At 57.5% G+C, this 13,574-nt stretch carries 18 protein-coding genes; 17 read left to right on the plus strand and 1 reads right to left on the minus strand.

Features of this window, described 5'->3' with window-relative positions; genetic code table 11:
- From secD to AAAB16_RS09470, 3 genes are all read left to right on the plus strand, one after another.
- Positions 1 to 804 (plus strand): protein translocase subunit SecD (gene secD / locus AAAB16_RS09460; RefSeq protein WP_340663108.1); only part of this gene is annotated, 804 nt, incomplete at its 5' end.
- Between the two features lie 9 nt (positions 805 to 813).
- Positions 814 to 1,725: a protein translocase subunit SecF gene (secF, locus tag AAAB16_RS09465; protein WP_110616481.1), complete on the plus strand. Its 912-nt coding sequence runs from the start codon at positions 814 to 816 to the stop codon at positions 1,723 to 1,725.
- 145 nt (positions 1,726 to 1,870) lie between these two features.
- A complete protein-coding gene (locus AAAB16_RS09470) occupies positions 1,871 to 2,422 on the plus strand; it encodes a glycine zipper 2TM domain-containing protein (RefSeq protein WP_340663109.1) in 552 nt (183 codons plus the stop codon).
- A gap of 61 nt (positions 2,423 to 2,483) precedes the next feature.
- On the opposite strand, the gene suhB is transcribed toward AAAB16_RS09470, so the two are convergent.
- A complete protein-coding gene (gene suhB, locus AAAB16_RS09475; protein WP_340663110.1) occupies positions 2,484 to 3,299 on the minus strand; it encodes an inositol-phosphate phosphatase in 816 nt (271 codons plus the stop codon).
- A gap of 143 nt (positions 3,300 to 3,442) precedes the next feature.
- Here suhB and trmJ point away from each other — a divergent pair, with 143 nt between their 5' ends.
- From trmJ to AAAB16_RS09545, 14 genes are all read left to right on the plus strand, one after another.
- The gene (trmJ, locus tag AAAB16_RS09480; RefSeq protein ID WP_340663118.1) at positions 3,443 to 4,222 is read left to right on the plus strand and encodes a tRNA (cytosine(32)/uridine(32)-2'-O)-methyltransferase TrmJ; all 780 of its coding nucleotides are present in this window, start codon (positions 3,443 to 3,445) and stop codon (positions 4,220 to 4,222) included.
- Complete coding sequence (gene cysE / locus AAAB16_RS09485) at positions 4,215 to 4,994, plus strand: serine O-acetyltransferase (protein WP_340663111.1); 780 nt, start codon at positions 4,215 to 4,217, stop codon at positions 4,992 to 4,994. The genes trmJ and cysE overlap by 8 nt, the downstream gene beginning before the upstream one ends.
- A gap of 141 nt (positions 4,995 to 5,135) precedes the next feature.
- Positions 5,136 to 5,627, plus strand: a complete 492-nt coding sequence (gene iscR, locus AAAB16_RS09490) for a Fe-S cluster assembly transcriptional regulator IscR (protein WP_110616477.1) — start codon at positions 5,136 to 5,138, stop codon at positions 5,625 to 5,627.
- 46 nt (positions 5,628 to 5,673) lie between these two features.
- A complete protein-coding gene (locus AAAB16_RS09495; RefSeq protein WP_108095973.1) occupies positions 5,674 to 6,888 on the plus strand; it encodes an IscS subfamily cysteine desulfurase in 1,215 nt (404 codons plus the stop codon).
- A gap of 49 nt (positions 6,889 to 6,937) precedes the next feature.
- Positions 6,938 to 7,324, plus strand: coding sequence for a Fe-S cluster assembly scaffold IscU (gene iscU / locus AAAB16_RS09500; RefSeq protein WP_108095972.1), 387 nt, complete (start codon positions 6,938 to 6,940; stop codon positions 7,322 to 7,324).
- Between the two features lie 30 nt (positions 7,325 to 7,354).
- Positions 7,355 to 7,678: an iron-sulfur cluster assembly protein IscA gene (gene iscA / locus AAAB16_RS09505; RefSeq protein ID WP_122494105.1), complete on the plus strand. Its 324-nt coding sequence runs from the start codon at positions 7,355 to 7,357 to the stop codon at positions 7,676 to 7,678.
- Between the two features lie 8 nt (positions 7,679 to 7,686).
- Entirely contained in the window at positions 7,687 to 8,208 is a 522-nt protein-coding gene (gene hscB, locus AAAB16_RS09510; RefSeq protein ID WP_340663112.1) for a co-chaperone HscB, read from the plus strand.
- A 42-nt stretch (positions 8,209 to 8,250) separates the two neighbouring features.
- Positions 8,251 to 10,116, plus strand: a complete 1,866-nt coding sequence (hscA, locus tag AAAB16_RS09515) for a Fe-S protein assembly chaperone HscA (protein WP_340663113.1) — start codon at positions 8,251 to 8,253, stop codon at positions 10,114 to 10,116.
- The gene (gene fdx, locus AAAB16_RS09520) at positions 10,116 to 10,457 is read left to right on the plus strand and encodes an ISC system 2Fe-2S type ferredoxin (protein ID WP_340663114.1); all 342 of its coding nucleotides are present in this window, start codon (positions 10,116 to 10,118) and stop codon (positions 10,455 to 10,457) included. The genes hscA and fdx overlap by 1 nt, the downstream gene beginning before the upstream one ends.
- A gap of 15 nt (positions 10,458 to 10,472) precedes the next feature.
- Positions 10,473 to 10,673 (plus strand): Fe-S cluster assembly protein IscX, encoded by a 201-nt coding sequence (iscX, locus tag AAAB16_RS09525; RefSeq protein ID WP_340663115.1) that lies wholly within the window; start codon positions 10,473 to 10,475, stop codon positions 10,671 to 10,673.
- A gap of 100 nt (positions 10,674 to 10,773) precedes the next feature.
- On the plus strand, positions 10,774 to 11,205 hold the full coding sequence (gene ndk, locus AAAB16_RS09530; protein ID WP_110616470.1) for a nucleoside-diphosphate kinase: 432 nt from the start codon (positions 10,774 to 10,776) through the stop codon (positions 11,203 to 11,205).
- 25 nt (positions 11,206 to 11,230) lie between these two features.
- A complete protein-coding gene (gene rlmN, locus AAAB16_RS09535) occupies positions 11,231 to 12,379 on the plus strand; it encodes a 23S rRNA (adenine(2503)-C(2))-methyltransferase RlmN (protein ID WP_340663116.1) in 1,149 nt (382 codons plus the stop codon).
- Positions 12,380 to 12,391: 12 nt separating this feature from the next.
- On the plus strand, positions 12,392 to 13,147 hold the full coding sequence (pilW, locus tag AAAB16_RS09540; RefSeq protein ID WP_110616468.1) for a type IV pilus biogenesis/stability protein PilW: 756 nt from the start codon (positions 12,392 to 12,394) through the stop codon (positions 13,145 to 13,147).
- On the plus strand, positions 13,147 to 13,574 hold a 428-nt coding region (locus tag AAAB16_RS09545; protein ID WP_340663117.1), incomplete at its 3' end, for a helix-turn-helix domain-containing protein. The genes pilW and AAAB16_RS09545, both read left to right, overlap by 1 nt.

Genomic DNA, 13,574 nt, shown 5'->3' on the forward strand with positions numbered 1-13,574 from the left:
ACCCGTACCAACGTCGGTCGTAGCATGGCGGTGATCTTTATCGAGCAGAAGCCAACCACTACGTACACCAAGCAAGTGGTTAATGGCGTTGAGCAAGATGTAGCTGTTCAGACCTTTAAAGAAGAGAAGAAAATCATCAGTCTGGCGACCATTCAATCGCCACTGGGCAGCCAATTCCGTATTACCGGCCTGGAAGGCAAGGGCGAATCGTCCGAGTTGGCCCTGTTGCTGCGTGCCGGTGGTCTGGCGGCGCCGATGTACTTCGCTGAAGAGCGCACCATCGGCCCAAGCCTGGGTGCGGACAACATCACCAAAGGTATTGATGCATCCCTGTGGGGCATGCTGCTGGTGTCGCTGTTTATCATCGCCATCTACCGCTTCTTCGGCATCCTCGCCACCATCGCTCTGGCTTTTAACATGGTCATGCTGCTGGCGCTGATGTCACTGTTGAGCGCAACGCTGACCTTGCCAGGTATTGCCGGTATCGTTTTGACCATGGGTATGGCGGTGGACGCCAACGTGCTGATCTTCTCGCGGATACGTGAAGAGATCGCCAATGGCATGTCGATCCAGCGCGCCATTCACGAGGGTTTCGACCGTGCCTACGCGGCGATCCTCGACGCCAACCTGACTACCTTGTTGGTCGGCGGCATCCTGTTCGCCATGGGTACCGGGCCGATCAAAGGCTTCGCCGTGACCATGTCGCTGGGTATCGTCACTTCGATGTTCACCGCCATCATGGTTACCCGCGGCATGGTTAACCTGATTTTCGGTGGTCGTGACTTCAAGAAGTTGTGGATCTAAGGGGCCGCTATGAAACGTACGATTAAGTTTATGGCCGTGCGCAACATTGCGTTCGGTTTCACCGTGCTGCTCACCGCCATTGCGCTGTTCAGCCTGTTCCACAAAGGCCTCAACTACGGTCTGGATTTCACCGGCGGTACGCTGATTGAGCTGACCTACGAGCGTGACGCCAACCTGTTGCAGGTGCGTGAAGAGCTGCAGAAGGCTGGTTTCAATGATGCGGTAGTGCAAAGCTTTGGCGCTGCCAACGAACTGCTGGTGCGTATGCCTGGTGACGATCCGCAACTGGGTACCCGCGTGGCCGATGCCTTGCGTGCCGTGGACGCCGATAACCCCGCTACCGTAAAACGCGTGGAATTCGTTGGGCCGCAAGTAGGTGAAGAGCTGCGCGACCAAGGTGGCTTGGGCATGTTGATGGCCTTGGGCGGCATCATGCTCTACCTGGCCTTCCGCTTTCAGTGGAAGTTTGGTCTCGGTGCCATTGCCTCGCTGATCCATGACGTGATCGTGGCGATGGGCGTGATCTCCTACTTCCAGATCACCTTCGACCTTACCGTTTTGGCGGCGGTATTGGCGATCATCGGTTACTCGCTCAACGACACCATCGTGGTATTTGACCGGGTACGGGAAAACTTCCGCGTGCTGCGCAAAGCCACGCTGATCGAGAACATCGACATCTCCACCACGCAAACCTTGCTGCGGACCATGGCGACTTCGATCTCTACGTTGCTGGCCATTGGCGCGTTGCTGATCTGGGGTGGTGACAACCTGTATGGCTTCTCCATCACGCTGTTTATCGGCGTGTTGGCTGGTACTTACTCGTCGATCTATATCGCTAACGTGGTGTTGATCTGGCTGAACCTGAATTCGGAAGACCTTATTCCGCCGACCACGACTGAGGCGGTGGACGAACGTCCTTAAGCTTTAGCTCTGCACTGTGACCGCGGTCGCGCTTAGCGTGTGCCGCGGTTTTTTTTGCCAAATGATTTTTGAACTGACTGTAGGAAATGGACTCCAAGGCTAGGAGAAAGGTGCTACGGCACCTCCGTAAACCAGGAGGTTTGAAGTGAACAAGTCGATGCTAGTTGGTGCGGTGCTTGGCGCGGTAGGTGTTACCGCCGGTGGTGCTGTTGCAACTTATAGCTTGGTGGGCGGTGGCCCTGAGTACGCGAAAGTGCTCGCGGTAGAGCCGATCAACGAAACCATCAAGACTCCACGGCAGGTTTGCAAAGATGTCACCGTGACTCGGCAAAAGCCGGTCAAAGACCAACACCAAATTGTAGGTAGCGTGCTGGGCGCAGTCGCAGGCGGTTTGCTGGGTAACCAGGTCGGCGGCGGTAACGGCAAGAAAATCGCCACCGTGGCCGGCGCTGTTGGCGGTGGTTATGCCGGCAACAAGGTGCAGGAGAACATGCAAGAGAGTGACACCTATACAACCACCGAAACCAAGTGCAACACGGTTACCGATACCAGCGACAAGCTGGTCGGCTACAACGTGAAGTACCAATTGAATGGCAAAGTGGATCAGGTGCGTATGGATCGTGATCCAGGCAGTCAGATTCCCGTGGATGAAAAGACCGGGCAGTTGATCCTCGGTCAAAATCAGCCGGTGCAGTAACCGATCTGATTTTCAGGCAATAAAAAACCGGCCAAGCGCCGGTTTTTTATTGCCTGTGAGCTTAGCGTTTTTGCGCGGCTGACAGGTGTGGCTGGATGGCGGTAAGTACCGCTTTAAAGCACTTGGTGTTGCCCGCTACCACATGGCCTTTTTCGAGGAATTCGTGGCCGCCAGTAAAGTCGCTGACCAGACCGCCTGCTTCTTGAATCAGCAATACGCCTGCAGCCATGTCCCACTCGGACAGGCCTGCTTCCCAGAATGCATCAAAGCGGCCGGCGGCAACGTACGCCAGGTCCAGGCTAGCAGCGCCAGCGCGGCGGATGCCGGCGGTCTGGCCAACCAGGCTGCGGAACATGCCCAGGTAGTTGTCGAGGCTGTCCAGCTGGTCGTCACGGAACGGGAAACCGGTGCCGAGCAGGGCGCCTTCCAGGCTGGTGCGGCCGCTTACGCGCAGACGACGACCGTTCAATTGGGCGCCACGGCCACGGCTGGCAGTGAATTCTTCTTGGCGAACCGGGTCGAGAACCACGGCGTGCTCAAGGCGGCCACGGTATTTGCAGGCGATGCTGACCGCGAAGTGCGGGATGCCACGCAGGAAGTTGGTAGTGCCGTCCAATGGATCAATGATCCACAGATAGTCTTCGCCTTCGCCGCTGCCTGGGTGCAGGCCGGTTTCTTCGCCGAGAATGGCGTGGGTTGGATAGGCTTTGCGCAAGGCGGTGATGATGCTGGTTTCAGCAGCACGATCGACTTCGGACACATAGTCCTTGGCGTCTTTTTCATCGACCTTGATGGTGTCCAGGCGCTCGATGGAGCGGAAGATCAATTCACTGGCGCTGCGGGCGGCGCGCAGCGCGATATTCAGCATTGGCTGCATGGAGGGTCACCTGGGTCGTTAAAGAAAGCCGGGCAGTCTATCAGAAAACCTTAAATGAAGAAGAGCCGCCTGTAGCTCGCATGGTGTTTGCTGGGGTGGTTCTGTAAGATTTGCCTCCCTTTATGTCTGTGTGAGCGCCTGTGGTGCTGGAAAATATCCGCGTGGTTTTGGTCAATACCAGTCATCCCGGCAATATCGGCGGGGCCGCGCGGGCGATGAAAAACATGGGGCTGTCGCGCCTGGTGTTGGTCGACCCGCAGGATTTTCCCAGCCATGAAGCTAGCGCTCGAGCCTCGGGTGCCGATGGCATTCTCGAGTCGGCGCAAGTGGTCGCCACCCTTGAGGAGGCGTTGGTTGGCTGCACGCTGGTTCTCGGGACCAGCGCCCGTGATCGCCGTATGCCCTGGCCGATGCTTGATCCGCGTGAGTGTGGCGTTCACGCGGTGCAGCGGGCGGCTGAGGGTGGGGAGGTGGCACTGGTGTTTGGTCGTGAATACGCCGGCCTTACCAATGACGAGCTGCAGCGCTGTCACTACCATGTGCATATCCCGTCAGATCCGCAGTTCAGCTCACTGAATCTTGCCGCCGCCGTGCAGGTGCTCTGCTATGAAGTGCGCATGGCCTGGCTGGCTGATCAGGGCCAAAGCAAGCGCCCCGAGAAGGCTGAAGTTGCCTCGCCACGCAGCGAGCAGCTGTCGACTATGGACGAGTTGGAACTGTTTTACGGGCACCTGGAAAACACGCTCGTACAGATCGGTTTTCTCGATCCGGAAAATCCCCGGCACTTGATGTCGCGCCTGCGTCGGCTCTTTGCCCGTAGTGCGGTTAGTCAGTCGGAAATGAATATTCTGCGTGGCATTTTGACCGAGACTCAAAAGGCTGCACGCGGTGAGCCCCACAAGCGGAGAAGTACAGATGTTTGAGCGCGTACGAGAAGATATTCAAAGCGTATTCCATCGTGACCCGGCGGCGCGTAACGCTTTTGAAGTTCTGACGTGCTACCCAGGCTTGCACGCCATCTGGTTGCATCGCCTCTCCGGTTGGCTGTGGGTGGCGGGCTGGAAGTGGCTGGCGCGCATGGTGTCGAATTTCGGTCGCTGGTTAACCGGTATCGAAATTCACCCCGGTGCAAAAATCGGCAAACGCTTCTTTATCGACCATGGCATGGGCATCGTTATCGGTGAAACCGCCGAGATCGGCGATGACGTCACCCTTTATCAAGGTGTGACCCTCGGCGGCACCAGCTGGAATAAAGGCAAGCGCCACCCGACGTTGGAAAGTGGCGTGGTGGTGGGGGCGGGCGCCAAAGTGTTGGGGCCATTTACCGTGGGCGCCAATGCCAAGGTTGGCTCCAATGCGGTGGTGACCAAGGCGGTGCCTGCTGGCGCCACGGTTGTGGGTATTCCCGGTCGCATCATCGTTAAAGCTGATGATGAGGTTGAGGCCAAGCGTCAGGCCATTGCCGAGAAGCTTGGTTTTGATGCCTACGGCGTTAGCCAAGACATGCCTGACCCTGTCGCCAAGGCTATCGGGCAAATGCTTGATCACCTGCAAGCGGTGGACGGTCGTCTCGAAGGTATGTGCTCGGCGTTGAAGGCGTTGGGCAGCGACTACTGCGCCCAGGAGCTGCCTGCGCTGCGCGATGAAGACTTCGACGACGTCTGCAAAGGTCTAGGCGACAAGCCTGCCGCCTAATCGCGCCTGAGCGTAGTTTTTTGCTATTATTCGCGCCCTCCATTTCGCGCAATCCCGAGTATTTTAATAGGTCTTATAGTTGACCTAAATACTCGGGAATAGCATACTTGCGGCATATTCAGTGATCTCGCGGTACAAACCATGCGATTGACTACCAAAGGCCGATACGCCGTGACCGCCATGCTTGATCTGGCGCTTCATGCCCAGCATGGTCCGGTTTCTCTGGCGGATATTTCCGAGCGTCAGGGCATTTCCCTGTCTTATCTCGAGCAACTATTCGCCAAGCTGCGTCGCGGCAATCTGGTGTCCAGCGTACGTGGTCCTGGTGGTGGCTATCAGTTGTCGCGTGACATGCGCGGCATTCAAGTCGTCCAGGTGATCGACGCGGTGAACGAGTCTGTTGATGCCACGCGCTGCCAAGGTTTGAGCGGTTGCCACGATGGCGACACCTGTCTGACCCATCACTTGTGGTCCGACCTCAGCCAGCAAATTCACGAATTTCTTAGCGGTATCAGTTTGGCCGACCTTGTCACCCGTCACGAAGTGCAAGACATCGCCAGACGCCAGGATCAGCGTCACTGCTCAGGCAGAACGCCACGCATGGATAAAATTGAAGCGTCCGCCATTGATTGAGTAGGGCGCCTGGCCCCTAGGCCACTACCTGATTAGGAGAACACCCATGAAATTGCCGATTTATCTCGATTACTCCGCGACCACGCCGATTGACCCGCGTGTGGCGCAGAAGATGAGCGAATGCCTGCTGGTCGACGGTAACTTCGGTAACCCGGCCTCGCGCTCCCATGTATTTGGCTGGAAGGCTGAAGAAGCTGTGGAAAACGGCCGTCGTCAGGTCGCGGAATTGGTCGGTGCCGACCCGCGCGAAATCGTTTGGACCTCCGGTGCCACCGAGTCCGACAACCTGGCTATCAAGGGTGTTGCGCACTTCTATAAGAGCAAAGGCAAACACATCATTACCTCGAAGATCGAGCACAAAGCCGTGCTGGATACTACGCGCCAACTGGAACGCGAAGGCTTCGAAGTTACCTACCTCGACCCGCAAGAAGATGGCTTGATTACCCCCGCCATGATCGAAGCGGCGCTGCGTGAAGACACCATTCTGGTGTCGATCATGCACGTGAACAATGAAATCGGCGTGATCAACGATATCGCTGCCATCGGCGAACTGACTCGCTCGCGCGGCGTGTTGTTCCATGTCGACGCGGCGCAATCCACCGGTAAGGTTGAGATTGATCTGAGCAAGCTGAAGGTCGATTTGATGTCCTTCTCTGCCCACAAAACCTACGGCCCTAAAGGCATTGGCGCGCTGTACGTCAGCCGCAAGCCACGTGTGCGTCTGGAAGCTCAGACCCACGGCGGCGGTCATGAGCGCGGTATGCGTTCGGGCACCCTGGCGACCCACCAGATCGTCGGCATGGGCGAAGCCTTCCGTATCGCTAAAGAAGAAATGGCCCAGGAAAACCAGCGTATCGCTGCACTGAGTGAGCGTTTCTTCAAGCAGGTTGATGGTCTCGAAGAGCTTTATGTGAACGGCAGCAGCACGGCTCGTGTGCCACACAACCTCAACCTGAGCTTTAACTATGTGGAAGGCGAGTCGCTGATTATGGCGCTCAAAGACCTGGCCGTTTCCTCCGGCTCGGCTTGCACCTCGGCTTCCCTTGAGCCTTCGTACGTACTGCGCGCCCTGGGCCGCAACGACGAACTGGCACACAGTTCCATCCGCTTCACCTTCGGCCGTTTTACTACCGAGGAAGAAGTTGATTACGCCGCGGCGAAAGTGCGCGAGGCGGTCACCAAGCTGCGCGAATTGTCGCCGCTGTGGGACATGTTTAAAGAAGGTGTCGACATTTCCAAGGTGGAATGGGCGGCACACTAATTAGCTGCCAGCAGAGCGGCACCTGCTCCTGATGAGAGAGAACTGAATCATGGCATACAGCGAAAAGGTCATAGACCACTACGAGAACCCCCGCAACGTCGGCAAGATGGACGCGGAAGATCCTGATGTCGGTACCGGCATGGTCGGCGCTCCGGCGTGCGGCGATGTGATGCGCCTGCAGATCAAGGTCAACGATCAAGGCGTTATCGAAGACGCCAAGTTCAAAACCTATGGCTGCGGCTCGGCTATCGCTTCCAGCTCCCTCGCTACCGAGTGGATGAAGGGTAAAACCCTGGATGAAGCCGAAACCATCAAAAACACCCAGCTGGCCGAAGAATTGGCCCTGCCGCCGGTGAAAATTCACTGCTCCGTACTTGCCGAAGACGCTATCAAAGCGGCGGTTCGTGATTACAAGCAGAAGAAAGGCCTGCTCTAACCGGCGGTCGTAAACGATCAAGGAGTTCCCATGGCTATCAGCATGACCGAAGCGGCGGCCCAACACGTGCGTCGCTCCCTCGACGGGCGTGGCAAAGGTGACGGTATTCGTCTGGGTGTTCGCACCACCGGTTGCTCGGGCCTGGCGTACGTTCTGGAGTTCGTTGACGAAGCGCAGGGCGAAGACCAAGTGTTCGAGAGTCACGGTGTGAAAGTGATCATCGACCCGAAAAGCCTGGTGTACCTCGACGGCACCGAGCTGGACTTCGTTAAAGAAGGCTTGAACGAAGGCTTCAAGTTCAACAACCCTAACGTGCGCGGCGAATGTGGCTGCGGCGAGAGCTTCAACATCTGAGGCTTGCTGTGGGCACCCCCTGTCACTTCGCTTTGTTTGAACTGCAGCCGAGCTTCCGCTTGGATCTTGAACAGCTTGCCGTGCGTTATCGCGAGCTGGCCCGCAGCGTGCACCCCGACCGTTTTGCTGATGCGTCCGAGCGCGAGCAACGGTTGGCGCTGGAGCACTCCGCTAGCCTGAATGACGCCTACCAAACGCTGAAAAGCGCACCCAAGCGCGCCCGTTATCTGATGGCGTTGCGTGGCCATGAGTTGCCGCTGGAAGTCACCGTGCAAGACCCAGAATTTCTCATGCAGCAAATGCAATGGCGTGAGGAGTTGGAAGACTTGCAGGACAGCGCCGACCTGGCCGGTGTCGCCACCTTCAAGCGGCGTTTGAAGGCTGCTCAGGACGAGCTCAATGACCGTTTCGCCGCCTGTTGGGATGTAGCTGCGCGCGTGGACGAGGCCGAGCGCCTGGTTCGCCGCATGCAGTTCCTCGACAAGCTCAGCTACGAAGTGCGCCAGCTGGAAGAGCGCCTCGACGATTAACTTCCGCGCTGCCTCGGCGGCGCGCCTGATGCGCAGACAAGCATGGCATTACTGCAGATCGCTGAACCCGGGCAAAGCCCGCAACCGCACCAACGCCGCCTGGCGGTGGGTATTGACCTGGGCACCACCAACTCACTGGTTGCTGCGCTGCGCAGCGGTATTTCCGCACCGCTGGCCGATGCCGCTGGCCAGGTTATTTTGCCCTCCGCTGTGCGCTATCACAGCGATCGCGTTGAGGTTGGTCAGTCGGCCAAGGCGGCTGCCGCCAGTGATCCTTTCAATACCGTGCTGTCGGTCAAACGCCTGATGGGGCGTGGCCTGGCAGACGTCAAGCAGTTGGGCGAACAGCTGCCTTACCGCTTTGTCGGCGGTGAATCCCATATGCCCTTTATCGACACCGTGCAGGGCCCGAAAAGCCCGGTGGAAGTGTCGGCAGATATCCTCAAAGTGCTGCGCGTGCGCGCCGAAGAGGCGTTGGGCGGCGAGCTTGTTGGGGCGGTGATCACCGTGCCGGCTTACTTTGACGATTCTCAACGCCAAGCCACCAAGGACGCGGCGCGTCTGGCGGGCTTGAACGTGTTGCGTTTGCTCAACGAGCCGACCGCAGCTGCCGTGGCTTATGGTCTGGACCAGAAAGCAGAGGGCGTAGTCGCTATCTATGACCTTGGCGGCGGCACCTTTGATATCTCGATTCTGCGTCTGACTGGCGGCGTATTTGAAGTGCTGGCCACTGGTGGCGACAGCGCCCTGGGTGGCGATGATTTCGACCACGCGATTGCTGGCTGGATCGTTGAGCAGGCGGGTCTTTCCGCCGATATCGCCCCTGGCGCGCAACGCAGCTTGTTGCAAGCGGCGTGTGCCGCGAAAGAAGCGTTGACCTCGGCTGATGCGGTTGAAGTGACTTACGGCCAATGGTGCGGTGAATTGTCCCGTGCGCATTTTGATAGCCTGATCGAGCCTATGCTGCAGCGCAGTCTGAAATCCTGCCGTCGCGCCGTGCGTGATGCGGGTATCGAAATCGAAGACGTTGAAGCGGTCGTAATGGTTGGCGGCTCGACCCGCGTACCTCGCGTTCGTGCTGCTGTCGGTGAGCTGTTTGCCCGCCAGCCGTTGACCGATATCGATCCTGATCAAGTGGTCGCCATTGGTGCGGCCATTCAGGCCGATACCTTGGCCGGCAACAAGCGCGATGGCGGCGAACTGTTGTTGCTCGACGTGATTCCGCTGTCCTTGGGGCTGGAAACCATGGGCGGCCTGATGGAGAAAGTTATCCCGCGCAACACCACCATTCCCGTGGCCCGTGCGCAGGACTTCACCACTTATAAAGATGGCCAGACAGCCATGATGATTCATGTGCTGCAAGGTGAGCGCGAGCTGATCAGCGATTGCCGCTCCCTGGCTCGATTCGAGCTGCGTGGCATTCCGCCGATGGTGGCCGGTGCAGCGAAAATTCGCGTGACCTTTCAGGTCGATGCCGATGGTTTGCTGAGCGTGGCGGCCCGTGAGTTGGCCTCCGGTGTGGAGGCGAGTATTCAGGTGAAGCCGTCCTATGGCCTTACCGATGGCGAAATTGCCCGCATGCTGACCGACTCTTTCCAGAACGCTAGCGATGACAAAGTCGCCCGCGTGCTGCGTGAACAGCAAGTGGATGCCCAGCGCCTGATCGAAGCCGTTGAGGCGGCTATCGAGGCCGATGGTGAGCGGTTGCTCGACGCCGACGAGCGCCTGGCTATCGATCTGCAAGTGCAAGAATTGGCTGAATTGCTAAAAGGCAGCGATGGCTACGCGATTGAGCAGCAGACCAAGCGTCTGTCGCAGGTCACCGACGCTTTTGCTGCTCGGCGCCTGGACTCGACGGTGAAAGCCGCTCTGGCGGGGCGCAAACTAGATGAAATCGAGGATAACTGATGCCGCAGGTCATATTTCTGCCCCACGAGAAGTTCTGCCCTGAGGGCTTGGTTGTAGAAGCTGAGCCTGGCACGTCTATTCTGGAACTGGCTCACGAACACCATATTGAAATGGAAAGTGCCTGTGGCGGCGTCTGCGCTTGCACCACCTGTCACTGCATTATTCGTGAGGGTTTTGACTCGCTGGAAGAGGCGGACGAGTTGGAAGAAGACTTCCTTGATCGCGCCTGGGGACTGGAAGCGCAATCACGTCTGGCGTGCCAGGCCTTGGTCGGCACTGAAGACCTGACCGTCGAAATTCCGAAATACTCGCTTAACCACGCCGCCGAAGCGCCGCACTGATTTCAAGGAACTGTCATGAGTCTGAAGTGGACTGATGTACTGGAGATTGCGATTCAACTGGTCGACAGCAAGCCTGACGTGGATCCACGCTACGTTAACTTTGTCGACCTGCAACGCTGGGTGATTGCCCTGCCAGAGTTCAGCGACGATCCGAAGCGTGGTGGTGAAAAGGTGTTGGAAGCGATTCAAGCGGCGTGGATTGAAGAAGCCGACTGAGCGCACCACCCTTGGGCGTGAGCCCTACGCATTTAACCCGAACCCGCGTATAATTCGCGGGTTTAATTTTTGGCTTAACTCATAGTTTCTGGAGCTTCACATGGCTGTTCAACGCACTTTCTCCATCATCAAGCCCGACGCCGTTGCTAAAAACGTAATCGGCGAGATCGTTACCCGTTTCGAAAAAGCCGGCCTGCGCGTCGTTGCTTCGAAAATGAAACAACTGTCCAAAGCCGAAGCTGAAGGTTTCTACGCTGAGCACAGCGCTCGCGGTTTCTTCGGTGAACTGGTTGCTTTCATGATCTCCGGCCCAGTTGTTGTTCAGGTTCTGGAAGGCGAAGACGCCATTGCCAAAAACCGCGAACTGATGGGCGCTACCAACCCTAAAGAAGCAGCTGCTGGCACCATCCGTGCTGACTTCGCTGAATCGATCGACGCTAACGCCGTTCACGGTTCGGACTCCGAAGCCGCTGCAGCTCGCGAAATCTCGTACTTCTTCGCTGCTACCGAAGTAACTGCACGTATTCGCTAATTAGCGAACGGGCGAGGGTGAAGACATGACTGAAGCTACCGGCAAAATCAATCTCCTGGGGTTAACCCAGCCTGAGATGGAACAATTCTTCGACTCTATCGGGGAGAAGCGTTTCCGTGCCGGTCAGGTGATGAAGTGGATTCACCACTTTGGCGTCGATAATTTCGAAGCCATGACCAATGTCGGCAAGGTCTTGCGCGAAAAGCTCGAGGCCCGTGCCGAGATTCGTGGGCCGGAGGTGGTGAGTGAAGACATCTCCACCGACGGAACCCGCAAATGGGTCGTACGTGTGGCGTCCGGCAGTTGTGTCGAGACCGTCTACATTCCCCAAGGCAATCGCGGCACCCTCTGCGTTTCTTCGCAGGCCGGTTGCGCGCTGGATTGCAGTTTTTGCTCCACTGGCAAACAAGGTTTCAATAGCGATCTGACGGCGGCCGAAATTATCGGCCAGGTGTGGATCGCCAATAAATCGTTCGGCACCATTCCGGCCAAAGTCGACCGTGCTATCACCAACGTGGTGATGATGGGCATGGGCGAGCCGCTGCTGAACTTCGATAACGTCGTCGCCGCCATGCACTTGATGATGGACGACCTCGGTTACGGCATTTCCAAGCGCAAGGTGACGTTGTCGACCTCGGGCGTGGTGCCGATGATCGACAAGCTCGGCGAAGTGATCGACGTATCCCTGGCCCTGTCGCTGCATGCGCCCAACGATGCGCTGCGCAACACGCTGGTGCCGATCAATAAGAAGTATCCTCTGGCAGTCTTGCTCGCGGCCTGTAAGCGTTATGTAGCGCGGCTTGGCGAGAAGCGCGTGTTGACCATCGAGTACACCTTGCTCAAAGACGTCAACGACCGCACCGAGCACGCTGAAGAGATGATCGAGTTGCTCAAGGACATTCCTTGCAAGATCAACCTGATCCCGTTTAACCCTTTCCCCCATTCCGGTTACGAGCGGCCAAGCAATAACAGTATTCGCCGCTTCCAGGACCTGCTGTATAAAGCAGGGCACAACGTCACCGTGCGTACCACGCGCGGCGAAGACATTGATGCCGCCTGCGGGCAACTGGTTGGCCAGGTTATGGACCGTACGCGCCGAAGTGAGCGTTATATCGCGGTGCGCCAACTGAGCAACGAGGCTGACGCTCCAAATACCGCTGCAAACCGAACCTAAGGTAGGAAACCTATGACATTGCGCACTGCGCTGCTGCTTCTGCTCACTGGCTTACTGTTTGGCTGTGTCTCCACGGGTCATGTCGATCCGATGAAAACCGACAAAGGGCGTGACGAAGCGCGTGATGCGTACATTCAGTTGGGTATCGGTTATCTCAATCAGGGCAATACCGAGCAGGCCAAGGTGCCATTGAAAAAGGCCCTTGAGCTTGACCCCAGTAACGCCGACGCCAACGGTGCGCTAGCCATTCTGTTTCAGACCGAAATGGAGCCCGAACTGGCAGACCAGCACTTTCGCAAAGCCATTTCTAGCCGCCCGGATTCGCGCTTTCTGAACAACTACGGCGCGTTTCTTTATGAGCAAGGCCGTTACGAGGAAGCTAGAGATCGCTACCTGCAAGCAGTCAAAGACAATATGTATCCCGAGCGCTCGCGGGTGTTGCAGAACCTCGGCCAGGTAGCCCTCAAGCTCAATGATCGTGCGGGCGCCAAAGAGTATTTCCAGCGTTCGCTGCGCCTTAATCGCCGTCAAGCCCAGCCGCATCTGGAGCTGGCGAAGATGGCTTACGACGATAAAGAATACGTCCCCGCGCGCAAGTACTACGACGCCTTCAGCGCGCTCGCCGAGCAGAACGCCGAGAGCCTGTTGTTGGGCGCACGCCTGGCCAAGATCTTTGATGACCGAGATAAAGCGGCAACCCTCGGTCTGCAGCTCAAACGCCTGTATCCCGGTACGCCGGAATACAAGCAATACATGTCGGAGCAATGATGAAAGCGGTGCATCCCGAAGCTCTAGCTGTTTCTCGCAGCAACCCTGGCGAGACTCTGCGTAAGGCCCGCGAGAACAAAAACTGGTCGCTGGCTGACATAGCCGGCCAGCTCAATCTGACGTCCCAGCGTCTGGGGCAGTTGGAAGCCGGTCAGTTTGATCAGTTGCCGGGGCACACATTTGCCCGTGGCTACGTGCGCGCCTACGCCAAATTGCTGGGTATGGATCAGGCCCTGATCGTTCAGGAGTTTGACCAATACACCGGCACCAACGCGTCGGGCAGTAATGTCCACGGCCTTGGGCGTATTGAAGAGCCGATGCGTCTGTCGCAAAACCTGCTGCGCTTGGTTTGCTTTCTGCTGCTGCTCGCCCTGGCAGGCGGCGGTTTTCTTTGGTGGCAAGATCAGTCGGCTGGTCGTAGCAGTGA

It is taken from the genome of Pseudomonas sp., from assembly GCF_037994325.1.
GTDB lineage: Bacteria > Pseudomonadota > Gammaproteobacteria > Pseudomonadales > Pseudomonadaceae > Aquipseudomonas.